General features: G+C 68.7%; 23 protein-coding genes. 5 read left to right on the plus strand and 18 right to left on the minus strand.

Annotation, left to right across the window (positions count from 1 at the left end):
- Window positions 1-124 precede the first annotated feature (124 nt).
- The 9 genes from PCQ86_RS18805 to PCQ86_RS18845 all read right to left on the minus strand — a co-directional run bounded on the left by PCQ86_RS18805 (window position 125) and on the right by PCQ86_RS18845 (window position 10,793).
- Complete coding sequence (locus tag PCQ86_RS18805) at window positions 125-886, minus strand: 5'-methylthioadenosine/adenosylhomocysteine nucleosidase (protein ID WP_270174469.1); 762 nt, start codon at window positions 884-886, stop codon at window positions 125-127.
- Window positions 887-969: 83 nt separating this feature from the next.
- Complete coding sequence (locus PCQ86_RS18810) at window positions 970-2,649, minus strand: long-chain-fatty-acid--CoA ligase (protein WP_270174470.1); 1,680 nt, start codon at window positions 2,647-2,649, stop codon at window positions 970-972.
- Window positions 2,650-2,778: 129 nt separating this feature from the next.
- Window positions 2,779-4,203 (minus strand): NAD(P)(+) transhydrogenase (Re/Si-specific) subunit beta, encoded by a 1,425-nt coding sequence (locus PCQ86_RS18815; protein WP_011807036.1) that lies wholly within the window; start codon window positions 4,201-4,203, stop codon window positions 2,779-2,781.
- Window positions 4,204-4,214: 11 nt separating this feature from the next.
- A complete protein-coding gene (locus tag PCQ86_RS18820) occupies window positions 4,215-4,544 on the minus strand; it encodes an NAD(P) transhydrogenase subunit alpha (RefSeq protein WP_015914535.1) in 330 nt (109 codons plus the stop codon).
- Between the two features lie 48 nt (window positions 4,545-4,592).
- Window positions 4,593-5,312 carry a hypothetical protein gene (locus tag PCQ86_RS18825; protein ID WP_270174471.1) on the minus strand — a complete coding sequence of 240 codons (720 nt, stop codon included), beginning with the start codon at window positions 5,310-5,312 and terminating at the stop codon, window positions 4,593-4,595.
- Window positions 5,313-5,336: 24 nt separating this feature from the next.
- Window positions 5,337-6,452, minus strand: coding sequence for a Re/Si-specific NAD(P)(+) transhydrogenase subunit alpha (locus PCQ86_RS18830; RefSeq protein WP_270174472.1), 1,116 nt, complete (start codon window positions 6,450-6,452; stop codon window positions 5,337-5,339).
- Between the two features lie 211 nt (window positions 6,453-6,663).
- Window positions 6,664-7,728 carry a class II fructose-bisphosphate aldolase gene (gene fba / locus PCQ86_RS18835; protein ID WP_011807040.1) on the minus strand — a complete coding sequence of 355 codons (1,065 nt, stop codon included), beginning with the start codon at window positions 7,726-7,728 and terminating at the stop codon, window positions 6,664-6,666.
- Between the two features lie 153 nt (window positions 7,729-7,881).
- Window positions 7,882-9,318 carry a pyruvate kinase gene (gene pyk, locus PCQ86_RS18840; RefSeq protein ID WP_172208851.1) on the minus strand — a complete coding sequence of 479 codons (1,437 nt, stop codon included), beginning with the start codon at window positions 9,316-9,318 and terminating at the stop codon, window positions 7,882-7,884.
- Window positions 9,319-9,401: 83 nt separating this feature from the next.
- Window positions 9,402-10,793, minus strand: a complete 1,392-nt coding sequence (locus tag PCQ86_RS18845) for an aminopeptidase P N-terminal domain-containing protein (RefSeq protein WP_270174473.1) — start codon at window positions 10,791-10,793, stop codon at window positions 9,402-9,404.
- A 66-nt stretch (window positions 10,794-10,859) separates the two neighbouring features.
- Here PCQ86_RS18845 and PCQ86_RS18850 point away from each other — a divergent pair, with 66 nt between their 5' ends.
- Window positions 10,860-11,699: a hypothetical protein gene (locus PCQ86_RS18850; RefSeq protein WP_270174474.1), complete on the plus strand. Its 840-nt coding sequence runs from the start codon at window positions 10,860-10,862 to the stop codon at window positions 11,697-11,699.
- Window positions 11,700-11,722: 23 nt separating this feature from the next.
- On the opposite strand, the gene PCQ86_RS18855 is transcribed toward PCQ86_RS18850, so the two are convergent.
- Window positions 11,723-12,538 carry a nucleotidyltransferase family protein gene (locus tag PCQ86_RS18855; RefSeq protein WP_270174475.1) on the minus strand — a complete coding sequence of 272 codons (816 nt, stop codon included), beginning with the start codon at window positions 12,536-12,538 and terminating at the stop codon, window positions 11,723-11,725.
- Between the two features lie 163 nt (window positions 12,539-12,701).
- Between PCQ86_RS18855 and tkt the strand changes: the two genes are divergently transcribed.
- The 3 genes from tkt (at window position 12,702) to PCQ86_RS18870 (ending at window position 16,498) form a co-directional block, all read left to right on the plus strand.
- Window positions 12,702-14,738, plus strand: coding sequence for a transketolase (gene tkt / locus PCQ86_RS18860; protein ID WP_270174476.1), 2,037 nt, complete (start codon window positions 12,702-12,704; stop codon window positions 14,736-14,738).
- A 53-nt stretch (window positions 14,739-14,791) separates the two neighbouring features.
- Entirely contained in the window at window positions 14,792-15,793 is a 1,002-nt protein-coding gene (gene gap / locus PCQ86_RS18865) for a type I glyceraldehyde-3-phosphate dehydrogenase (RefSeq protein ID WP_015914543.1), read from the plus strand.
- Between the two features lie 144 nt (window positions 15,794-15,937).
- A complete protein-coding gene (locus tag PCQ86_RS18870) occupies window positions 15,938-16,498 on the plus strand; it encodes a DUF924 family protein (RefSeq protein ID WP_103738487.1) in 561 nt (186 codons plus the stop codon).
- Between the two features lie 97 nt (window positions 16,499-16,595).
- Here the strand turns inward: PCQ86_RS18870 and PCQ86_RS18875 are convergent, their stop codons facing one another.
- Entirely contained in the window at window positions 16,596-16,940 is a 345-nt protein-coding gene (locus tag PCQ86_RS18875; protein ID WP_015914545.1) for an HPF/RaiA family ribosome-associated protein, read from the minus strand.
- A gap of 171 nt (window positions 16,941-17,111) precedes the next feature.
- On the opposite strand from PCQ86_RS18875, the gene PCQ86_RS18880 reads away from it, so the two are divergent.
- Window positions 17,112-18,029, plus strand: a complete 918-nt coding sequence (locus PCQ86_RS18880; protein WP_011807048.1) for a gamma-glutamyl-gamma-aminobutyrate hydrolase family protein — start codon at window positions 17,112-17,114, stop codon at window positions 18,027-18,029.
- A 57-nt stretch (window positions 18,030-18,086) separates the two neighbouring features.
- Here PCQ86_RS18880 and PCQ86_RS18885 read toward each other — a convergent pair whose 3' ends face one another.
- From PCQ86_RS18885 to PCQ86_RS18915, 7 genes are all read right to left on the minus strand, one after another.
- Window positions 18,087-18,560 carry an FKBP-type peptidyl-prolyl cis-trans isomerase gene (locus PCQ86_RS18885; RefSeq protein WP_047351192.1) on the minus strand — a complete coding sequence of 158 codons (474 nt, stop codon included), beginning with the start codon at window positions 18,558-18,560 and terminating at the stop codon, window positions 18,087-18,089.
- A gap of 111 nt (window positions 18,561-18,671) precedes the next feature.
- Window positions 18,672-19,715, minus strand: a complete 1,044-nt coding sequence (locus PCQ86_RS18890; RefSeq protein WP_011807050.1) for a pirin family protein — start codon at window positions 19,713-19,715, stop codon at window positions 18,672-18,674.
- Between the two features lie 263 nt (window positions 19,716-19,978).
- A complete protein-coding gene (locus PCQ86_RS18895; RefSeq protein WP_270174477.1) occupies window positions 19,979-20,407 on the minus strand; it encodes a VOC family protein in 429 nt (142 codons plus the stop codon).
- A gap of 42 nt (window positions 20,408-20,449) precedes the next feature.
- Window positions 20,450-20,869: a hypothetical protein gene (locus PCQ86_RS18900; RefSeq protein WP_270174478.1), complete on the minus strand. Its 420-nt coding sequence runs from the start codon at window positions 20,867-20,869 to the stop codon at window positions 20,450-20,452.
- Between the two features lie 179 nt (window positions 20,870-21,048).
- The gene (locus PCQ86_RS18905; RefSeq protein WP_270174479.1) at window positions 21,049-22,053 is read right to left on the minus strand and encodes an SDR family oxidoreductase; all 1,005 of its coding nucleotides are present in this window, start codon (window positions 22,051-22,053) and stop codon (window positions 21,049-21,051) included.
- Window positions 22,054-22,224: 171 nt separating this feature from the next.
- Window positions 22,225-22,785, minus strand: coding sequence for a DUF1439 domain-containing protein (locus tag PCQ86_RS18910; RefSeq protein ID WP_220638126.1), 561 nt, complete (start codon window positions 22,783-22,785; stop codon window positions 22,225-22,227).
- A 64-nt stretch (window positions 22,786-22,849) separates the two neighbouring features.
- The gene (locus PCQ86_RS18915) at window positions 22,850-23,611 is read right to left on the minus strand and encodes a tRNA-uridine aminocarboxypropyltransferase (RefSeq protein WP_270174480.1); all 762 of its coding nucleotides are present in this window, start codon (window positions 23,609-23,611) and stop codon (window positions 22,850-22,852) included.
- Between the last annotated feature and the right edge of the window lie 109 nt (window positions 23,612-23,720).

Raw genomic sequence — 23,720 nt, forward strand, 5'->3', positions numbered from 1 at the left:
CTGGCAAAGCCAGTTCCACGGCGTCTGCTGGGGTGGCCTGCTCCGCGGCCATCGGATGGATAAGGGCGCGCCAATTTCAAACAAAATCGGCCTCTGGCGCCTACGCATCAAGCGCTAGCAGCTCTTATTTTGGGAGCATTTGCACGAAGCGTTGCACGATGTGGTCGGCATAGCGGCTCGCCACGTTCTGCACGAAGTGGGCGAAGTCGACATGCGCACTGTCGTCCGCGCGGTCGGAGATGGTGCGCACCGCCGCAAACGGCAGGCCGTAGTCGCGGCAGACCTGGGCCACGGCGGCGCCTTCCATCTCCACGGCCAGCACGTCGTGGTCCGACGCCAGCAGCGCCGCGCGCAGCGCGCTGGATTCCTGCGCCGTGGAGACGAAGCGGTCGCCGCTGGCCATCAGGCCGTGGTGCACCTGCGGGGCGCGTGCAGCATTGGGAAGATCAGCAAAAAAATGGGCTCCAGCGTCCGCCAGGTAAGCGCGAGCAGCTTCCAGAAGCAGAGCATTCAGCGCCGCATCGCAGTCCATGCGCGCACGGCCGTAGCCCGGCACTTCCCAGCGCGGGAAGATGGGCGAGGCATCAAAGTCATGCTGCAGGTAGTCCTGCGCGACCACCACATCGCCCACTTGCACGCCCTTGCCCACGCCGCCGGCCACGCCGGTGAACACCATGCGCGCCACGCCGAAGCGCTCGGCCAGCGCTGCAGCCGTGGTGGCCGCCGCCACCTTGCCAATGCCCGACAGCGCCAGCACCACGGGCTGCCCATGCAGGTGGCCGCGCCAGAAGACGCGGCCCGCATGCTGCAGTTGCTCAGGTTGCTGCAGGGCGTGCATGAGGCCGCCCTGCTCTTCGGGCAGGGCGCTGAGGATGGCAGTGGTCATGAGGGTGAGGGCCGGACGTAAAAAAGCCGGGATTATCCCGGCTGTAGCGGCGAGAGCCCGCGCGGGGCCCTCGGGTTCTCGGCTTATTTCTTGTCGCGCAGCTCGCGGCGCAGGATCTTGCCGACGGGGGTCTTGGGCAGTTCGGTACGGAACTCGATCACCTTGGGCTGCTTGTAGCCCGTGAGGTTGGCGCGGCAGAAGTCCTTGACCTGCGCCTCGGTGAGCGCCGGGTCCTTCTTGACGATGACCAGCTTCACGGCCTCGCCCGTCTTCTCGTCGGGCACGCCCACCACCGCGCATTCCAGCACGCCGGGCATCAGCGCCACCACGTCCTCCACCTCGTTGGGGTAGACGTTGAAGCCGCTGACCAGCACCATGTCCTTCTTGCGGTCCACCACCTTGAAGTAGCCGCGTGCGTCCATCACGCCGATGTCGCCGGTCTTGAAGTAGCCGTCCTCGGTCATGACCTTGGCGGTCTCGTCGGGGCGCTGCCAGTAGCCGGCCATGACCTGCGGGCCCTTGATGGCGATCTCGCCCGCCTGGCCGGTGGCGGAGATGTCGTGCCCCTCGTCGTCCAGGATGCGCATGGAGGTGCTGGGCAACGGCACGCCGATGGTGCCCGAGAACTCCGTGGCGGTGACCGGGTTGCAACTGGCCGACGGGCTGGTCTCCGACAGGCCGTAGCCTTCGCAGATCGGGCAGCCGGTCTTGTCCAGCCAGAGCTTGGCCACGGCCGCCTGCACAGCCATGCCGCCGCCCACGGAAACCTTGAGGTTCTTCCAGTTGACCGTGTTGAAGTCGGGATGGTTGGCCAGGCCGTTGAACAGCGTGTTCACCGCCGGGAAGCTGTGGAACGTGTGCTTGGACAGCTCCTTGAGCACGGCCGGCAGATCGCGTGGATTAGGAATGAGGATGGTTTTTCCGCCCGTGCGCATGGACAGCATCATGTTCACCGTGAACGCGAAGATGTGGTACAGCGGCAGCGCGCACACGGCCGTGGGCTGCTCGCTCTCGGGGATCTTGCTCGTCGCGGGCTTGTTCCAGGCCTCGGACTGCAGCACGTTGGCGATCACGTTGCGGTGCAGCAGCACGGCGCCCTTGCTCACGCCCGTGGTGCCGCCGGTGTACTGCAGCAGTGCGATGTCGTCGCTCTTCAAAGACGGCTTGTTCAACTGCAGGCCCGCGCCCTTGGCCAGCGCGTCGTTGAAGCGCACTGCGCCGGGAAGCTGGTAGGCCGGCACCAGCTTCTTGACGTTGCGCACCACGTAGTTGACCAGCAGGCCCTTGGGCAGGCCCAGCCGGTCGCCCATGGCGCACAGCACCACGTGCTGCACGGGGGTGTTGGCGATGCAGGCCTGCAGCGTGGCGGCGAAGTTCTCGATGATGACGATGGCCTTGGCACCCGAGTCCTTGAGCTGGTGCTCCAGTTCGCGCGGGGTGTACAGCGGGTTCACGTTGACCACCACGAAGCCCGCGCGCAGCACGGCCGCCACGGCGATCGGGTACTGCGGCACGTTGGGCATCATGAGCGCCACGCGGTCGCCGCGCACCAGGCCCAGGCTCTGCAGGTAGGCCGCGAACTGGCGACTCAGCGCATCCGTCTCGCGGTAGCTGGTCTCCTTGCCCATGAAGCTGTAGGCCGTGCGGTCCGCATAGTCGCGGAAGGCCTGCTCCATCAGCTCCACCAGCGACGTGTACTGCGTCGGGTCGATGTCGGCAGGAACGCCCTGCGGGTAGGCGCCAAGCCATGGGCGGTCGGTCATAGATGTCTCTCCTGGAATCTTCTAGTTACGAATGACGGCAAAGTGCGGCGCATTGTGGATGGCCTGCAGCGTTAGCGCGTCTGGAATTACCCTAGCGTGCCGGCCCCGCCGGCATGCGCGGATGCGGCACTACTCCACGGCCTTGCCAATGTCTTCGACCACCTTCTTGGCGTCGCCGAAGACCATCATGGTCTTGTCCATGTAGAACAGTTCGTTGTCCAGGCCGGCGTAGCCCGCGGCCATGGAGCGCTTGTTGACGATCACGGTCTTGGCCTTGTAAGCCTCCAGGATCGGCATGCCGTAGATGGGGCTGCCCTTGTGCAGCGCGGCGGGGTTCACCACATCGTTGGCGCCCAGCACGATGGCCACGTCGGCCTGGCCGAACTCGCCGTTGATGTCCTCCATCTCGAACACCTGGTCGTAGGGCACCTCGGCCTCGGCCAGCAGCACGTTCATATGGCCGGGCATGCGGCCCGCCACCGGATGGATGGCGTACTTGACGGTGATGCCCTTGTCGGTGAGCTTTTGCGCCAGCTCCTTCACCGCATGCTGCGCGCGCGCCACGGCCAGGCCGTAGCCGGGGACGATGACCACGGTCTCCGCCTGGCTCAGGATGAAGGCCGCATCGTCGGCGCTGCCGCTCTTGGCCGTGCGCTGCACGCCGCCGCCCGTGGCCGCAGCTGCCGCGTCGCCGCCGAAGCCGCCCAGGATCACGTTGAAGAACGAGCGGTTCATGGCCTTGCACATGATGTAGCTCAGGATCGCGCCCGAGCTGCCTACCAGCGAGCCCGCAATGATGAGCATGCTGTTGTTCAGCGAGAAGCCGATGCCCGCCGCTGCCCAGCCCGAGTAGCTGTTGAGCATGGACACCACCACGGGCATGTCGGCGCCGCCGATGGGAATGATGATGAGCACGCCCATCACGAAGGCGAGCGCCAGCATGGCGAAGAAGGCATCCCAGCGCTCGGTGAGCATGAACACCAGCCCCAGGCCGACGGTGGCCAGGCCCAGCACCAGGTTCAGCAGGTGCTGCCCCTTGAAGACCACCGGCGCGCCCTGGAACAGGCGGAACTTGTACTTGCCCGAGAGCTTGCCGAAGGCGATCACCGAGCCACTGAAGGTGATGGCGCCGATGGCCGCGCCCAGGAACAGCTCCAGACGGTTGCCCAGGGGGATCGGCTGGCCATGCGCCACGATCTGGAAGGCCCAGGGCTCGGCCACGGCCGCCACGGCGATGAACACCGCCGCCAGGCCGATCATGCTGTGCATGAAGGCCACCAGCTCGGGCATCTTGGTCATCTCCACGCGCTGGGCCATCACCGCGCCCGCGCCGCCGCCCACCACCAGGCCGGCCAGCACGTAGGTCATGCCCACGCCCTTGTCACTGGCCAGCTCCACGATGAGCGCCGCCGTGGTCAGCACGGCGATCGCCATGCCCGCCATGCCGAACAGGTTGCCGCGGATCGACGTGGTGGGGTGCGACAGGCCTTTGAGCGCCTGGATGAAACAGACGCTGGCGACCAGGTACAGCAGCGTGACAAGGTTCATGCTCATACCAACGCTCCTTATTTCGTAGCTGCTTTCGCTTGTTCGGCGGGCGCCTTGCGCTCTTTCTTCTTGAACATCTCCAGCATGCGCCGGGTGACCAGGAAGCCGCCGAACACGTTCACCGCCGCCAGCGCCACGGCCAGCACGCCCATGGTCTTGCCCAGTGGCGTTTCGGTGAGCGCAGCGGCCAGCATGGCCCCGACGATGACGATGGCCGAGATGGCATTGGTCACCGCCATCAAGGGCGTGTGCAGCGCGGGCGTGACGTTCCAGACCACGTGGTAGCCCACGTAGATGGCCAGCACGAAGATGATCAGGTTGATCAGCGTGGGCGAAACCGACTCCATCTCGACGCTCCTTCGGAAAGGGGACCTTTACACGGCCCCAATTGACAGCTATTCGGGCAAGGCCTGGGGGAACGGGGGCACGACGAAACGGCCGTCCAGCATGGTGATGCTCTGGCGGGCCGCTTGGGCGAGCTGCTCCATCCATTCCTGCGCAGGACGGCCTGCACGCAGGAACTCCTCGTTGTTGCGCACGGTAGGCCGCAGCAACCGCCGATCGGCCAGCACATCCACGGACACATAGCCACCTTCGGGGGTGGAGTAGCGGTACGAGACGTGGGAATACGGGTTGGCTGGCACGGCCTGCTGCTGCGTCAGCCACTGGGCAAGCGCCGGACGCGCGCTGGCCAGGTAGCCGTCGGTGCCCGCGCTGCGCTTGTAGCGCAGGCAGTCGATGCGCACCGGACTGCCGCGCGCCGCGTCTTCCACCTGCACGCCCTTTTGCGGCAGGCAGGCCGCGGTCCACAGCGTGGTGTCGCGCGGGTGGTTGCTGGCATTGGTCTGCACCACCAGAACCGCCAGCGGTTCCTTGGCCCGGCCGCGCAGGGCCACTGCGCGGGTCTGCATGGGCAGATCGTGCGCGGTGTCATCGGGGCGGACGTCAAACTGCTCGGCGTTGCCGCCCAAAGGCTGCCAGGTGCCCGCGGGCAACTGCAGTTCGGCACGGCCCACCCGTACGAGGTCCGGCTGCGCTGGCGCGCATGCAACGAGCGACAGCAGGGCCGCGATGGCGGGGACAAAGGGGTTCCAACGAAGACGCAAGAAAGTCACTCCAAGGTTGCGGGCAGAACAGGGTCACGCGCGCGTGACGGCCCCCTCATGCGCCACCAAGCAGGCCGCCACGATGTCGTCATCGCGGTTGAGGTGCAGGGCGCCTTCGGGGTTGATGATGAGTTTGAGAAAGTCGAGCACGTTGCGCGCGTACAGCGCGGAGGCATCAGCCGCCACGAGCGCGGGCAGGTTGGTCTCGCCGATCAGGGTCACGCCGTGGTGCACGACGGTCTGACCCGGCTGGGTCAGCGGGCAGTTGCCGCCCTGCGCGGCCGCCAGGTCCACGATGACGGAGCCGGGTTTCATGGACTCCACCATCTCCTGCGTGACCAGCACCGGCGCGGCGCGGCCGGGGATCAGCGCCGTGGTGATGACCACGTCGGCCTGCGCGACACGCTTGGCAACCTCGGCCTTCTGGCGGTCCAGCCAGCTTTGCGGCATGGGGCGGGCGTAACCGCCCACGCCCTCGGCCGCTTCTTTCTCCTCGGCGGTTTCGTAGGGCACGTCGATGAACTTCGCGCCCAGCGACTCCACCTGCTCCTTGACGCTGGGGCGCACATCGCTGGCCTCGATCACCGCGCCCAGGCGCTTGGCCGTGGCAATCGCCTGCAGGCCCGCCACGCCCACGCCGAGGATGACCACGCGGGCCGCCTTCACGGTGCCGGCTGCGGTCATGAGCATGGGAAAGAAGCGCTGGTAGCGATCAGCGGCCATCACCACGGCCTTGTAGCCGGCGATGTTGGCCTGCGAGGAGAGTACGTCCATGCTCTGCGCGCGCGTGGTGCGCGGCGCAGCTTCCAGTGCATAGGCGGTGACGCCGGCAGCGGCCAGGCGGTGCAGACCTGCGGCGTCGAACGGATTCAGCATGCCGACCAAGGTACTGCCCTGGCGCAGCAGGCCGGCTTCGGCCTCTTGCGGCGCGCGCACCTTGAGCACCAGGTCGCAGCCCCAGGCGCCGGCCGCGTCGGTGATCTCGGCTCCCACGGCGGCAAAGCCGGCATCGGTGACGCTGGCGCAGACGCCGGCGCCTGACTGCACCCGCACCGTGTGGCCTTGGGCCACGAGTTTCTTGACGGTTTCTGGCGTGGCGGCCACCCGCGTCTCGCCTGCCAGGGTTTCGGCGGGCACACCTATCAGCATGTCATCTCCTCCTGCACGCGAGCGCCCTACGGCGTTGGTCCACGCAGCATTGCGTATTTCTACTTACCGTGAGCTTACATGAAGAATTTCACACCTTCGACGCACGCGCGACATGGCACGGAGCGGGGCCAAAGAAAAAGCCCGGCGGCCATGGGGCGCCGGGCTTGGGAAAGCGTGGGCGGCAGACGGCTCCGCCGCGCGCTTCATTGCGTCAGTTCACGACCTGCTGCAGCGCGCCGCTGGCGTATTTGGCAGCCATTTCGCTGAGGGTATAGCCCTTCACCTTCGCGCCCTGGCCCTCGCAGCCAAACTCTAGGTAGCGTTGCTTGCAGATGGCCTTGGCGGCTTCGCGCGCGGGCTTCATCCACTCGCGCATGTCGAATTTGTCCGGGTTCTCGGCCTGGAACTTGCGCACCGCCCCGGTCATGGCCAAGCGGATATCGGTGTCGATGTTGATCTTGCGCACGCCGTGCTTGATGGCTTCCTGGATCTCGGCCACGGGCACGCCGTAGGTTTCCTTCATCTTGCCGCCAAACTGGTTGATGAGGGCCAGCAGATCCTGCGGTACGCTGGACGAGCCATGCATCACCAGGTGGGTGTTGGGAATGCGCGCGTGGATTTCCTTGACGCGCTGGATCGACAGCACATCGCCCGTGGGCGGGCGGGAGAACTTGTAGGCCCCATGGCTGGTACCGATGGCGATCGCCAGGGCGTCCAGTTGCGTGGCCTTGACGAACTGCGCAGCCTCCTCGGGGTCCGTGAGCAGCTGGGCGTGGCTGAGCTTGCCAGCCGCGCCGACGCCGTCTTCCTCACCCGCCTCGCCGGTCTCCAGGCTGCCCAGGCAGCCCAGTTCGCCTTCGACGGTAGCGCCGATCTTGTGCGCCATGGCCACCACTTCCTGGGTGACGCGCACGTTGTAGTCGAAGTCTGCGGGGGTCTTGCCGTCTTCGCGCAGCGAGCCGTCCATCATCACCGAGCCGAAGCCCAGCTCCAGCGCGGCCTTGCAGATGGCGGGGCTGGTGCCGTGGTCCTGGTGCATGACCAGAGGAATGTGCGGATACGCCTCGGCAGCGGCGGCGATCAGGTGCTTGATAAAGCTCTCGCCGGCGTACTTGCGGGCGCCGGCGCTGGCTTGCAGGATCACCGGCGCGCCCACCTCGTCGGCAGCGGCCATCACGGCCTGCACCTGCTCCAGGTTGTTGACGTTGAAGGCGGGAATGCCATAGCCGTGGTCGGCGGCATGGTCGAGCAGTTCGCGCATCGAGACGAGAGGCATGGGGTGGATCCGTTCGAGGGTTGATGGATGAGCGGCGGTAACCGCTTGGTAACCCGTAATTTTAGCCGCCCTACCGCTTCCTGGACCCATGCCCCCAATACCCCCCATCGCCCCGCCTGCGTTCACGGGGTGAAAGGATGCGCTACCGCGAGTTCATCGTGCGCGGCAGATCTTGAGCATGTTCGTGCCGCCGGGCGCACCCATGGGCTCGCCGCATGTGATCACGTACAGGTCGCCCTGTTGCACGATGTTGCGCATCTTCAGGTGGCTCTCGGCCTGGTCCAGTGCAGTGTCGCGGTCGGCGCTGGTGTCCATGAGCAACGGGCGCACGTTGCGGAACATCGCCATGCGCCGCTGCGTGGCCACCTTCGGCGTCAATGCATAGATGGGAATGTGGATGCGGTGGCGGCTCATCCACAGTGCCGTGGAACCGCTGTCGGTCATCGCCACGATGGCCTTGGCACCCAGGTGGTGCGCCGTGAACAGCGCACCCATGGCGATGGACTGGTCGATGCGGCCCAGGGTCTGGCCGATGAAGTCGGAGTCGCGCTCCAGGTCTTCGGCCGCTTCCGCGGCGGCGCAGATGGCGGCCATCTCCCGCACCGTGTCCAGCGGGTACTTGCCGGCCGCCGTCTCGGCGCTGAGCATCACGGCGTCGGTGCCGTCCAGCACGGCGTTGGCCACGTCGCTCACTTCGGCGCGCGTGGGCACGGGGTTGGCGATCATGCTCTCCATCATCTGGGTCGCGGTGATCACCACCTTGTTCATGTCGCGCGCCATGCGGATCATCTTTTTCTGCAGCGCGGGCACCGCGGCGTTGCCCACCTCCACGGCCAGGTCGCCGCGCGCCACCATGATGCCGTCGGACACGCGCAGGATCTCCTCCAGCAGCGGCACGGCCTCTGCACGCTCGATCTTCGCGATCAGGCCGGGCTTGTGGCGGAACTCGGCCGCGGCAACGTTGCACAGCTGGCGCGCCATCTCCATGTCGGTGGCGTTCTTGGGGAAGCTCACGGCCACATAGTCGGCCTGGAAGCTCATGGCGGTCTTGATGTCCTCCATGTCCTTGGCCGTGAGGGCGGGCGCCGTGAGGCCTCCCCCCTGCTTGTTGATGCCCTTGTTGTTGGACAGCTCGCCGCCGATCTTCACGGTGGTGTACACCGCCTCGCCGCGCACGGCATCCACCTGCAGCACGATGAGGCCGTCGTTCAGCAGCAGCACGTCGCCGGGCTTCACGTCGCGGGGAAGTTCCTTGTAGTCCAGGCCCACGCCCTGCAGGTCGCCGGGCTCGCTGCGCGACGCGTCCAGCACGAAAGGCTGGCCCGGCTCCAGCATCACCCGTCCTTCGGCAAACTTGCCCACGCGAATCTTCGGCCCCTGCAGGTCGGCCATGATGGCGACCTCGCGCCCGGCGCGCTGGGCGGCCTCGCGCACCATGGCGGCGCGCTCCACATGGTCCTGCGCCTTGCCATGGCTGAAGTTCAGGCGCACCACGTCCACGCCCGCCGCGATCATCTGCTCCAGCAGTTGCGGGTCGCTGGAGGCGGGGCCCAGGGTGGCAACGATCTTGGTGGCGCGGCGGATCTGCATGGGGGTGTCTCTTTTCCGTGGATGTAATCGAGTTTCGATTTTTGCACAAAATCAGTTACATCACGGTTCCTGAAAACACCCGCTCAGCCGCGCATCAGCGCCTCGATATCGTCACCCTCCACGGGCACCCCGCGGGTGATCAGTTCGCAGCCGGTCTCCGTGACGATGGCGTCGTCCTCGATGCGGATGCCGATGTGGTGGAAGGCCTCGGGCACGCCCGGCGCCGGGCGCACGTACAAGCCGGGCTCGATGGTCAGCACCATGCCCGGGCGCAGGATGCGGCTGGGGCGGTTCTGGATCAGCTCGCCCGACAGCGGGTCGCGCCGCTCGCTCACCTGGCCCACTTCTGAGGGCTCGACGTAGCTGCCGCAGTCATGCACATCCATGCCCAGCCAGTGGCCGGTGCGGTGCATGTAGAACTGGAAGTACGCACGGCTCGCGATCACGTCCTGCACGCTGCCGACCTTGTTGGCGTCCAGCAGGCCCAAGTCCAGCAAGCCCTGCGCCAGCACGGCCACCGTGGCGTCGTGCGGGTCATTGAAGCGGTTGCCTGCACGCGTGGCGGCGATGGCCGCCTTTTGGCTCTCCAGCACCAGGTCGTACAGCGCGCGCTGCGGGCCGGTGAAACGGCCATCGGCCGGAAAGGTGCGCGTGATGTCCGAGGCGTAGCCGTCCAGCTCGCAGCCCGCGTCGATCAGCACCAGCTCGCCCGCGCGCACCGGCGCGGCATCGGCGCGGTAGTGCAGCACGCAGGCGTTGGCCCCCGCAGCCACGATGGAGCCATACGCCGGGCACTGCGAGCCCTCTTCGCGGAACGCGTGCAGCAGCTCCGCATCCAGGTGGTATTCGCGCACGTCCTGGCCGGCGCGCAGCATGCGGGCGCTTCTTTGCATGGCGCGCACATGGGCGCGGGCGCTGATGGCGGCGGCGCGGCGCATCAGGTCCTGCTCATGCGCGTCCTTGATCAGGCGCATCTCGTCGAGCAGCGTGCACAGATCACCCTGCTGCGCGGGGCACAGCGCGCCGTACCGCACGCGTGCGCGCACCTGGTTCAGCCAGCCTTCCACACGCGCAGCCAGTCCTGGGTGGGTGGCGAAGGGGAACCAGACGCTGCCGCGGTTTTCCAGCAGGCGCGGCAGGCGCGCGTCGATATCGGCCACGGAGTGCGCGGCGTCCACGCCCAGGGTGGCCAGGGCTGCCTCGGGCCCCAGGCGGTAGCCATCCCAGATCTCGCGTTCCAGGTCCTTGGGCTGGCAAAACAGCGTGCTGTGGCCTTCCGCGGTCAGCACCAGCCACGCGCCCGGCTCGGCAAAGCCCGTGAGGTAGTAGAAGTAGCTGTCGTGGCGGTAGAGAAACTCGCTGTCGCGGTTGCGCTGCTGCAGCGGGGCGGTGGGCACGATGGCGATGCCGCCCGCGCCCAACTGGGCGGCAAGGCGGGCGCGACGCTGCGCGTAGAGGGAGCTGGGCGTGGTCATGCTGCCATTGTGGGCCCAACGGCCGGCGCGCGCGGCGGCGCCCAGGCGCCGTGGCAGACTCGCCGCATGTCCTTCCTGCTGACCACCCTCATCCCCCTGCTGGGCCTGGTGCTGACCGTGGCCCTGCTTTTCTACGCGTTCTATGCGCGGTATATCGATGTTCCCAACAAGCCGCGGCTGGACCGGCGCGTGCTGGTCGCCCTGTGCGCCCTGGCCGTGGTGTGCGATGCCTGGCTGGGCCTGCGCCTGTACCTGTCGGGACGCGCGCAGCAGACGCGCCAGGACAGCGCCGTGCATCGCACCCACCGCGAACGCTTCGTGCTGCCGCACGACGTGCAGTACGGCGAACTGGTGATTCCCGCGGGCAGCCTGATCAACCGGCTGGACCCCTTCGACAACGGCGCGCCGGTGCAGCCCGTGTCCCTGCGCGGCCTGGAGGCGGTGCGCTTTTCGCAGCCCGTGCTCGTGGCCGGCGTATGGGCCCAGGCGATGCAGGTGCTGCCGATGCGCGTAGAACTGGCCCAGGACCAGCGTATTGGCCCGCTGTACCGCTACAACACCGACACCAAGGACTGGGAGCTGAACAAGGTGGTACCCGCGCTGCTGTGCCGCCAGGGCCAGATCGCCCTGTTCCAGGTGCCGCACATCCCCTACGACGTGCAGGCCGAGGTGGGCAAGCCCGCACCCGACGGGCCGCAGGCCCGCTTCCTGCCCAGCCAGTGGCAGTTCCGCAACTGCGAGAACGGCCCGGCCATCGATGTGCAGCCCGCCCATCCCGCATCGGCCGCCGCGCTGGCGCCCGCGCCCGAGTTGCTGCCTCCGCCGCCGCCCGCCGAGCCGGCATCAGACCCCTCCGATCCCGCGTCGGGCGCCGCCTCGGCCCCCGCATCCGCGCCAGGCGCCTGAGCCGATAGCCGACGGACGCTGCCTCAGCCGGCGTTCAGCTCAGCGAGCCGCTCGGGCGTACCCACATCGGTCCAGCGCCCGGTATGGAGCGTCGCCGTCACCCGCCCCGCATCCATGGCGCGGCGCAGCAGCGGCGCCAGGGGCGCGGCCACACCCTCGGGGTTGCCGGGTGCGATGTCGCACCAGGGCGCGGTGAACAGCTCGGCGCGCAGCAGGGCGATGGTGCTGTAGGTGTAGCGCGGCCGCGGGTCCTGCGCCGGCAGATTCAGCGCCAACCCCTCGGGCGACAGGCCAAAGTCGCCGCGCGGGTGGTGCGGCGGGTTGGGCACGAGCCACAGATGGGCCAGGGCATCGCCGGCCACGAACCGCTGCACGGCCTGCGCCTCGAAGGTGAAGTCGGGCGCGAACACATCGCCCGCCGCCAGCCAGAACACCGGCCCCAGCTGCGGCAGCGCGCGTGCGATACCGCCGGCCGTCTCCAGCGCGCGACCGAAATCCCGGCCTTCATGGGAGTATGAAATTGATAGCTGCTCGCGATTGTCCTGCTTGCCTTCGACGGCAAAAACATCTGAAAACCGGTGGCCAATCCGCTCGCCCAGCCACGCGGTGTTGATCACGGCGCGCTCGACACCCGCTTCGACCAACGCACGCAGGTGCCACTCCAGCAGCGGCCGACCGCGCACTTCGAGCAATGGCTTGGGGCAGGCGTCGGTCAGCGGGCGCATGCGCTCGCCGCGGCCGGCGGCGAGCAGCAGGGCCGGCACTTGCGCCCAGCCGTGCGCCGGGCCGGGGGCCGTCGTGATGGAGGAATCTGCGAAGCAGGAAGGCACCGTGGGCATGGCTGCGCACTGTAGTGCATGCGCCCCGCGCAACCGTGCAACAGGCCAGCCAGCCGCCCCGCCAACCAGCCCATCAGCCTCCGCGCCGCCCAGGCTGCGGGGCCCCCGGTAAAATCCCGGGTTTCTTCACAAGAACACCGCCCCCTCTGCGGAGCCACCCCTCATGGCCAACTCTCAACAAATGGCGAATGCGATCCGCGCACTCGCAATGGATGCCGTTCAACAAGCCAACTCCGGCCACCCCGGCGCCCCCATGGGCATGGCCGACATGGCCGTGGCGTTGTGGGGCCGGCACCTGAAGCACAACCCCACCAACCCCCAGTGGATGGACCGCGACCGTTTCGTGCTGTCCAACGGCCACGCGTCGATGCTGCTGTACTCGCTGCTGCACCTCACGGGCTACGACCTGCCCCTGCAGGAGCTGAAGAACTTCCGCCAGCTGCACAGCAAGACCCCCGGCCACCCCGAGCACGGCATCACCCCCGGCGTGGAGACCACCACCGGCCCGCTGGGCCAGGGCGTGACCAACGCCGTGGGCTTTGCGCTGGCCGAGAAGCTGCTGGCCGCCGAGTTCAACCGCGAAGGCCACGCCGTGGTGGACCACCACACCTACGTGTTCCTGGGCGACGGCTGCCTGATGGAAGGCATCAGCCATGAGGCCGTGGCTCTCGCCGGCGCGTGGAAGCTCAACAAGCTCATCGCGCTGTACGACGACAACGGCATCAGCATCGACGGCCAGGTGGCGCCCTGGTTCATCGACAACACCCCGCAGCGCTTCATGGCCTGCGGCTGGAACGTGATCGACGCCGTGGACGGGCATGACGTGGAAGCTGTGGCCGCCGCCATCGGCCAAGCCAAGGCCAGCGCCGACAAGCCCACGCTGATCGTCTGCAAGACCGTCATCGGCAAGGGCAGCCCCAACCGCGCCAACACGGCCAAGGCCCATGGCGAGCCCCTGGGCGCCGAGGAAATCAACCTCACGCGCGCTGCCCTGGGCTGGTCGCACGAGCCCTTCGCGATCCCCGAGTCGGTGTACGCCGACTGGGATGCCAAGGCGGCCGGCCAGGCCGCCGAAGCCGAGTGGACGCTGCGCTTTGCCGCCTACGAGGCCGCCTACCCCGAGCTGGCATTCGAGCTGTCCCGCCGCATGGCTGGCGACCTGCCCAAGCACTTCGCCCAGGTGGCGGTGGACACCGTGGTGGCCGCGCACACCAAGGCCGAGACCGTGGCCAGCCGCAAGGCCAGCCAGATCGCACTGGAAGCCTTCACCGCCGCACTGCCCGAACTGCTGGGCGGCAGCGCCGACCTGACCGGCTCCAACCTCACCAACACCAAGAGCACGCCCGCGCTGCGCATCGAGCCCAACGGCGCCGTGGCCAAGACCGAGGCCGGCCAGGTGGGCCGCCACATCAACTACGGCGTGCGCGAGTTCGGCATGGCGGCCATCATGAACGGCCTGGCGCTGCACGGCGGTTTCATCCCCTACGGCGGCACCTTCCTCACGTTCAGCGACTACAGCCGCAACGCCATCCGCATGGCCGCGCTGATGAAGCAGCGCGTGATCCACGTGTTCACGCACGACTCCATCGGCCTGGGCGAGGACGGCCCCACGCACCAGTCGATCGAGCACGCCGCCAGCCTGCGCCTGATCCCCGGCCTGGACGTGTGGCGCCCCGCCGACACGGCCGAGACCGCCGTGGCCTGGAGCGTGGCCCTGTCCAACCGCGACAAGCCCACCGCGCTGCTGCTGTCCCGCCAGAACCTGCCCTACGCGCCCAAGAGCGACCTGGGCGACATCTCGCGCGGCGCCTACATCCTCTCCGAGCCCGCCGCCGTGGGTCTGAAGAAGAAGGCCCAGGCCGTGATCATCGCCACCGGCTCCGAGGTGCAGCTGGCCCTGGCCGCGCAGCAACTGCTGGCCGCCAAGAAGATCGCCGTGCGCGTGGTTTCCATGCCCAGCACCACCACCTTCGATCGCGAGGACACCAAGTACAAGCAACTGGTGCTGCCCGCCGGCATCCCGCGCATCGCCGTCGAGATGGGCGTGTCCGACTTCTGGTGGAAGTACGGCTGCGCCGCGGTGGTCGGCATCGACACCTATGGCGAGTCGGCCCCGGCCGGCGTGCTGTTCAAGCACTTCGGCTTCACGGCCGAGAACGTCGCTGACACGGTGCTGGCCGCGCTGCAGCGCGCGCGCTGATCCCTCCCGGTTCTCGTTTTTTTGCAATCCTTCCATCCCTAGAGGCTCACACCATGACGATCAAGATTGGCATCAACGGCTTCGGCCGCATCGGCCGCAACGTACTGCGCTCGGCCGTGCAGAACTTCTCCGACATCGAAGTCGTTGGCATCAACGACCTGCTGGAGCCCGAGTACCTCGCGTACATGCTGCGCTATGACAGCGTGCATGGCCGCTTCAAGGGCGAGGTTTCGGTCGAGGGCAACACGCTGATCGTCAACGGCAAGAAGATCCGCCTGACGCAGGAGCGCGACCCCGCCAACCTGAAGTGGAACGAAGTCGGCGCCGACATCGTGATCGAGTCCACCGGCCTGTTCCTGGACAAGGCCAGCGCCGAGAAGCACATCGCTGCCGGCGCCAAGAAGGTGCTGATGTCGGCCCCGTCCAAGGACGACACGCCCATGTTCGTGTTCGGCGTGAACCACGCCACCTACGCCGGCCAGGCCATCATCTCCAACGCGTCCTGCACCACCAACTGCCTGGCCCCCGTGGCCAAGGTGCTGCATGACAAGTGGGGCATCAAGCGCGGCCTGATGACCACCGTGCACGCCGCCACCGCCACGCAAAAGACCGTGGACGGCCCGAGCAACAAGGACTGGCGCGGCGGCCGCGGCATTCTGGAAAACATCATCCCCAGCAGCACCGGCGCCGCCAAGGCCGTGGGCGTGGTGATCCCCGAGCTGAACAAGAAGCTGACCGGCATGTCCTTCCGCGTGCCCACTTCCGACGTGTCGGTGGTGGACCTGACGGTGGAGCTGGAGAAGGAAGCCAGCTACGACGAGATCAAGGCCGAGATGAAGGCCCAGTCGCAGGGTGCACTCAAGGGCGTGCTGGGCTACACCGAGGACAAGGTGGTGGCCACCGACTTCGTGGGCGAGACCTGCACCTCGGTGTTCGACGCCGACGCCGGCATCGCCCTGGACAAGACCTTCGTGAAGGTCGTGGCCTGGTACGACAACGAGTGGGGCTACTCCAACAAGTGCCTGGAGATGGTGCGCGTGATGGCCGGCAAGTAAGCCGCAGCCTCCGCCGCTCACAGAGAACGCGCCTTCGGGCGCGTTTTTTATGTCAAATACGCCTCCAGCGCTTATCCATCAAGCGCAGGTAGCTATTTATTCAATAGCAAAGCACGTCCACGGCCAGCGCCTCATACTTGCGGCATGACCACCTCTCCCGCCCTCCCCACCGCCGCCGACGTGCTGCGCTTTTGGTTCGACGAGGCCACGCCGCAGCAATGGTTCGCCAAGGACGCCGCGTTCGACGCCGCCATCCGCACCCGCTTCGCCGCGCTGCATGCGCAGGCCGCGCAGGGGGAGTTGTGGCACTGGCGCGGCGATGCCCAGGGCCGCCTGGCGGAAATCCTGGTGCTCGACCAGTTCTCGCGCAACCTGCACCGCGACACCCCCGCCGCCTTCTCGCAGGACGGCATGGCCCTGGTGCTGGCGCAGGAGGCCTTGGCACAGGGTCTGGACGCGCGGCTGGAGCCCGCGCAGCGCGCCTTCCTGTACATGCCCTACATGCACAGCGAGTCGCCGCGCGTGCAGGAAGAATCGGTGCGCCTGTTCACCGCGCTGGGCAACCCGGGCAGCCTGCACTTCGCGCATGCGCACCGGGACATCATTGCGCGCTTTGGCCGCTATCCGCACCGCAACGCCGCTCTGGGCCGCGCCAGCACGGCCGAGGAGCTCGCCTTCCTGCAGCAGCCGGGCAGCAGCTTCTGAAGGCAAAAGGCCGCAGGAGCCCACGCTCCTGCGGCCTTTTTCATGGTGCAGCGCCCTACTGTCGGGCGCTGGCAGCTATTGCATCAATAGCGCCCGCTCACTCCGCCGTGCGGATGGTGTCGCGGCCGTTGCGGTCCTTGGCACGCTCGATGTCGTCGCCCAGCGCGCGCACCAGCTTCTCCACGGCCGCCGTGAAAGCATCGGCCACCTTGGCCGCCTCGGCACGCGCAGCCACAGGCTGGCGGCCAGCGGGGCGCACCTCGATCACGCAGCGCTTGTCGGCCGCGCCGGACTTGCCGCCGTCCACATCGGACAGGAACACCTCCACGCGCGTCACGTGCTCGCGAAAGCGCGCCAGCTTGGCGGTGGCTTCTTCCTGCACCCAGCGGGCCAGCGATTCGCCGCCCTGGATGTGGTCGTCGGTATGCACCTGGATCTGCATGTTTTCTCCTTCGTGAAGTGGATGGGTCGATGGGGCGGACGGTAGCGCCCCTGTCTTTATCATGCCCCAGTAGGCGCCTGCATGCTTGATTCGTATCAAGCAAAACGCACAGCCGCGCTCTGCGGCTCGTTCCTACAGCGTGCGGGCAAGCGCGGTGTTACAACTGAGTCGATGACTGTCCTGCCGCCCTGGCTACAGCCCGACCGCATGCCGTCGGTGACGCCCTCCCAGCCGCGCCTGAAGATCGGCCTGTCCGCGTGCTTTTCGCATGCGGACCCGGGCCGGCCGCTGTTCACCAACAAGACCCTGCAGTACGTGGAGCAGTCCATCGCGCACTGGATCATGTCGGCCGGGGCGCTAGTAGTGATGGTGCCCTGCCCCACGGGCGAGACCGCGCGCGGCGACGTCACGCTCAAGCACTACGCCGAGTGGCTCGACGGCGTGGTGATGCACGGCGGGGCGGACGTCTGGCCCGGCAGCTACGGCGAGGTGCCGCTCAAGGACGCATGGCTGGGCGACCGCGTGCGCGACCTGTACGACCTGGCGGTCGTGGAGGCCTTCGAGCAGGCCGGCAAGCCCATCTTCGGCGTGTGCCGCGGGCTGCAACTCATCAACGTGGCTTTTGGCGGCACGCTGTACCAGGACATCGAGACCCAGCACCCCGGCGCGCTGCAGCACCGCAACCCGAGCACCTACGACCAGCACTTCCACGAGGTGGACATCGTGCCCGGCACGCGGCTGGCGCGGCTGTATCCGGAGCAGCCGCGCGTCACCGTGAACAGCATCCACCACCAGGGCATCAAGAACCTGGCGCCCGGCTTCGACATCGAGGCCTGGAGCTACCCCGACGGCGTGCCCGAGGCGATACGCCGCAACCCGAGCCACGGGCGCGGCTACATCGCGGCGACGCAGTGGCACCCGGAATTCCGCGCCAGCGCGGCCGTCACGCTGGACGACTCGCCGCTGCTGCACGACTTCCTGGCCGCCTGCAGCCGGGCGCGCGTGCTGCCCCGACCCGGCCACAGCCCGCTGCAGATCCGCGACCGCGCGGAGCGCCTGCTGCGCCGCGCATTGCTGCGCAGGCGTTAACCAAAATGGTCGCTGGCGCTTGATAGGCAAGCGCTGACAGCTATCAATAACGCAGCATCAATGGTGGTGCCCGTGCCCGCCATGCACATGGCGGTGGGCGATCTCCTCGGCCGTGGCGGCGCGCACCTCGGTCACCTTGCAGGCAAAACGCAGCGCCTTGCCGGCCAGCGGGTGGTTGCCGTCCAGGTGCACCACGGGGCCCTTGATCTTGACCACGTGGAACATCTGCGGCTGGCCGTCGGCGCCGGGCCCCTGCAACTGGCCGCCCACCTTCACGCCGGGGGGGAACTCGCTCTTGGGGATGGTGCGCACCAGGCTCTCGTCGCGCGCGCCGAATGCGTCCTCCACCGCCAGTTCCAGCGTGACGGCATGGCCCGGGGCCTGGCCTTCCAGCGCGGCCTCGACCTTGGGGAAGATGTTCTCGTAGCCGCCGTGCAGGTAGGCCACATTGCCGGCATCGAGCGGCTTGCCCGTGGCGGGATCGGTGACGCGGTAGCTGAGCGTGACGGCGGTGTCTTGGGTAATGTTCATGGCTTGGTTTCCGTGGAGGGCGGCGGCGCGGGCAGGCGCCGCCACAAGGCCGCCATTGTCCCGCACACGCCAAGGCCGCGCGGGCGGCCGGGCCGGCCGCTGCGCAGGCGTTCAGGCCTGCGGCACCTCGTCCTGCGCGCTGCCCGGGTGGCGCGCAAAGCGCCGGGGGGCGCTGCCGTGCACCGGGTCGCTCGCATCCCAGGGCCAGCCGCCGAACTGCGTGCGGCGAAAGTCCTGCATGGCCTGCATGATTTCCTGCTGGGTGTTCATCACGAACGGGCCGTACTGCACCACCGGCTCGCCGATGGGACGGCCCTGCAGCAGCAGGCATTCCACGGTGTCGCCGCCGGTGTTGACCAGCTCCAGCGCCCGATCGGCCGCCACCTCCAGCGCCGCGTGGCCGCCCTGGGGCTCGCCGGCGATCGAGAGCCCTTCGCCCACGAACCAGTACAGCATGCGGCGCGTGCCCTGTCCGCGGGCCGCCGGCAGCGTCCAATGCGCGCCGGGCTCCATGCGCAGCGTCCAGATGGCGACGTCGGCGTCCGCCTGCGCGGCCCAGGACTCGGGGGGCGGCGGCAGCGGCGCGCCGGCGCCGTCCAGCGCGCCGGCGACCACGGTGACCGTGGTGCGCAGGCCGGCCGCGTCGGCATGCTCCAGGCGCGGGATGCGTTCGTTCCACAGCATGGTGAAGTGCGGCCGCACCATCTTGTGGCGCGCGGGCAGGTTCAGCCAGATTTGGAACAGCTCCAGCGGATTGGGCGCGTCGGTGTTCAGCAGCGGGAACATCTCCGAGTGCATGATGCCCGCGCCGGCGGTGACCCACTGCACGTCGCCGCCACCGAAGCGCGCGGCCGCGCCCAGCGAGTCGGCATGGTCGATCAGGCCCTTGCGCACCAGCGTGACGGTCTCGAAGCCCCGGTGCGGGTGGCCGGGAAAGCCGGGCACGTGCTCGCCGTGGTACATCGAAAAGCCGTCCTTGCGGCTGAAGTCGCTGCCCATCTGGCGCCCCTCCAGCGCCACCGCCTGCACGCCCATGGCGCCGTTGCCGGCGGGATAGGCGTCGTCATGGTGGGCGCAGAACAGGAACGGATCGAGCGTGGGCCACAGCGGCCCCAGGGGCTGGGATTGCAGGACGGGACTGGCGCGGGTGTTCATGGGGTTCCTTTCCAAGGCCGGCGCGGCGACACGGCGCAGGCACTGTGCATCATGTGGGGACGGAAGGCCATTTGCCCAGCGGGCGCCGGCGCGACACTGCGGCCCATGCGTGGAACGATGGCAGCCCAATCTTCGAGCAAAAACCGTCGCAAAGGCAGTCGGGCTGAGCGCTGGCAGCTACCTTTTCATGAGCAACCTGGCGCCCTGTGCGCGGGCCCCAGCTCCCGCAGCGAAGGCCCGCCCGCGTCACCTGCCCCGCGCCTTCAGCCCGGCGCGGAGTCCGCCAGCACCATCCACGACACGCCAAAGCGGTCGTTGACCATGCCGAACGCGGGCGAAAAGAAGGTCTTGGCCATCGGCGCCACCACCGTGCCGCCGTCGGCCAGCGCGTCGAACCTGCTGCGCGCCTCCACCTCGCTGGCCACCGAGAGCGTGAGCGAGATGCCGTTGAACACCGGGTGGCCGCCCGCCATGCCGTCCGAGGCCATGAGGGTCGTCTCCCCCACGCGCAGTTCCGCATGCATGACCTTGTCGCCGGGCACGGCGGCCGACACGGAGCATTCGCCCGCGGGCGGCTCGGGGCTGTCCCGAAAGCGCATCAGCAACTGCGTCTGCGCGCCCAGCGCCTGGGCGTAGAACGCCAGCGCCTCTTCGCAGCGGCCATCGAACATCAGATAGGGTTGGACTTGCATCGCGTTCTCCGCACAAAGGGCCGTGGGGTTGAAAGGCACCGCCTACGCCGCCGCGCCGATGGCGGGCCGGGCCTGTCCGCGCGGGTCCAGCGCCACCTGGATCTGCGGCGCCCCGCGCACGTCGGGGCGGGCGCGGTCGCCCAGGTCCTGCAGCGCGGTGAACTGCCCGTCCAGGTACAGGAAGGTGATGCTGGCGGCAATGTGGGCCAGCGCTTGCCGCGCATCGTCAAAGCCTTCGGCCTCCACGCGCCCGTCGCCATCCAGCTGGTAGGCCCAGCCCTGCGCCTGCGGTGCGAGGGCACCCAGGTCGATGAGCTTGTCGCGCACATTGCTGGCGTACACGCGCCCGCCCGATGCGTACAGCGTGAAGGTGTGGGCGGGGTGGCTTTCGGCCGGCGGCGGCGCGGCGTCGGTGGCGTCGGTGGCGTCGGTGGCGTCGGTGTGGGAGGGGCGAGAGGTCATGGCGGCGTCCTGGCGGTGGCAGGTGGGATGCCGCGCCACACATGATGCGGCCCCGGCAGCGCCATCGTAGGCAGCCGGCCGCGCGCGGGCTGTAGGAAAACGCCGGGCGCTGCTGCTTTGCATAAAAAAGGCCTACAGCCACCGCCCATCAAGCGCTGACAGCTATGCAAATAGGAGCATCAGCGCCGTCCGCGTCCCCACCACCAGCCCACCGCCAGGCCGACCACACCGAGCACCGCCACCACCGTGGCCGATCCCGCCATGCGCTGGCGGTTGCCGCCGTCGATGGAGGTCTGGTGCGAGGGGGCAAATAGATTGCCTTGGGTGAGCGGCGCGGGCGCTGCCCGGCGCAGCCCCAGGTCGCTGAACCAGCGCATGGCGCGGGCCGTGCCCTGCGGCGCCAGCGCATGCGCCACACGCCCGGGCATCGCGCCCAGGCCCAGCCAGGTGACGGCGCGCGGGTGGGCCGCATCGGCCAGGTCCACGATGGCCTGGGCCACCGCGCGCGGGTCCACCATGGGCAGCGGCGGGCGGATGCGCCGGCCCGTGTAGTTGGCGCCATGCGACAGGCCCGGCGAATCGACGAACGTGGGCGCCACGTCGCACACATGCACCTGGGGCAGGTCGACCACCTCGGCGCGCAGGCTTTCGGACAGGCCGCGCAGGCCGAACTTGCTGGCCGTGTAGGCGGCCGCGTAGGGCGCAGGCACCCAGCCGCCCAGCGAGATCAGGTTCACCAGCAGGCCGTGGCCCTGCGCGCGAAAGCGCGTAAGCGCCGCGTGCGCGCCGTGCACGTGGCCCAGCAGGTTGGACTCGATCACGCGGCGATGCGCGGCCAGCGGCACATCGTCAAAGCGCCCCACGGCTCCCACGCCCACGCCGTTGATCCACACATCGATGCGCCCGAAGTGGCGCACCGCCTTGTCGGCCAGGGCCTGCACCGCGTCGGCGTCGGTCACGTCGGTGGGAATGCCCAGCGCCTGCCCACCCTCGGCGCGGCAGGCCAGCGCCACAGGGGCCAGCGTGTCAGGGTTGCGCGCGGCCAGCACCAGGCGCGCGCCGCGGCGCGCAAACGCCAGCGCCGTGGCGTGGCCGATACCGCTGGAGGCGCCGGTGATCACCACCACCGGATTGGGCGAGGACGCAAAGACGCTGGACGGGCTGGCGGGCAAAGCTGTGGTCATGGTGCGGCGGGCCGCGCAGACGCTGCGCGGCGCAACGAAGGGCAAAACCCTATTTGTAACCGCGCTGGCGGCGCAACGGCGTAGGACAGCCGCCCTCACGCTGCGCATTTGCATCCAAACAGCCCGCAGCGCTTGCGTATCCAGCGCGAAGCGCTATGGGTAGCGCAGCATTCACGACAGCGGCTTGGTGCCGAAGCGCACCAGCAGCCCGCGCGGGGTGACGGTGATGCTCTCGGGCTGCAGGCCCATGCCGTCGGCCAGCGCCAGGTCTTTGTCGCGCAGCTGGTGCAGCACCACCTCGCGCAGCGACTGGTCGGCCAACTGCTGGCCGTAGCGCTGCAGCATGCCGGCGGCAGAGGGCTGCACACCGTCCAGGCGCAGCGCGTTCACATGCAGGTCGTGCGCGCGGATGGTGCGGTCGGTGGGTTCGTAGCGCAGGCCGAAGTCCACATCGAACGCGCCCGTGTATCGCCGCGCCTGCAGCAGCGCGCCGCTGGCCGCCACGTCCAGCACGGCGTTGAGGCGGTTGCGCTCGGGCAGCAGCGTGAGTTGCGGCGTCTGCAACTGCAGGTCCAGCAGCCCGCCCAGCGGGTAGCTGCGCGGGAAACGCTCGGCCAGTGCCTGCTGCAGCTGCTGGGTGCTGATGGTGTAGCTGGGCTGCGCGCTGGCACAGCCGGCGGCCAGTGCCAGGGCGGCGGTCAGTACGTGCGAGAGGGCGAGTCGGCGGTGCATGGCGTTGTCAGCGAAAGACTTGGCATTGTGCGCAGCGCCGCGGCCCGCGGTGCAACCAACTGCGTCAACCGGTGTGCTGCGGGCCGGCCAGCGCGCGCAGTTGCTGGTGCGCAGCGCTGTCCAGGTCCACGGGGCGCTGGTGCTTGGCCAGCAGGTAGCGCTCGCTGAACACGTCCAGCCAGGCCAGCAGCAACGCGGCCGCGTGGGTGTCGCCCGCCTGCGCCAGGCACAGCGCCGCCACCTCGGCGGTGCAGAAATGGTCGCTGCGCTTGGAGCGGCGCAGGCGGTAGCGCGAGGCCTCGTCGCTGTGCAGGCTCAGCACCGGGAAGCGGTCCAGATAGGGGCTTTTGCGGAACATCTTGCGCGCCTCGGGCCAGGTGGCGTCCAGCAGCACGAACAGCGGGCGCGGGCCCTGCGGCGCAGCGGCGGGCACAGCCGCGTCGGCCTGCGGCGCCACGGCCTGCACCACGCGCGCGGCCTGCGCGAACTCACCCGGGAACACCACGTAGGGCTGCCACTGCGGGTCGGCCAGCAGCGCCAGCAGGGCGGGATCGACCTCGGTGCGCGCCCAGCCAAACGCGTGGGTGTCGGGCACCAGGTCGGCGATCAGCCAGCCCGTGTTGCTGGGCTTGAGCGGCTCGGTGTCCGCCATCAGCAGGCACATACCCGCGCGCACCGCGGGCTGCGGGCGCAGCGCGCACTGGCAGTGGCTCAGGGGCAGGCGGCAGCCCTCGCAACGCTCGCGGCGCGAGCCGCCGCGCGCCAGGAACGGCTTGGCGCTGCGGGCCAGGCGCGCGGCGCGCAGCAAGGAAACGGCATGGGGCATGGAAGGGCGGCGTGCGCCGCAACGGGCGCGCACAAGGGTCGGCAAGCCGGCGATTGTGGGGCATGCGCGCGGCGCGGCCGCCGCTTTCATCAGGGTAAGCCCTCGCATC

The sequence above is a fragment of the Diaphorobacter sp. ED-3 genome, assembly GCF_027625375.1.
GTDB lineage: Bacteria > Pseudomonadota > Gammaproteobacteria > Burkholderiales > Burkholderiaceae_C > Diaphorobacter > Diaphorobacter nitroreducens.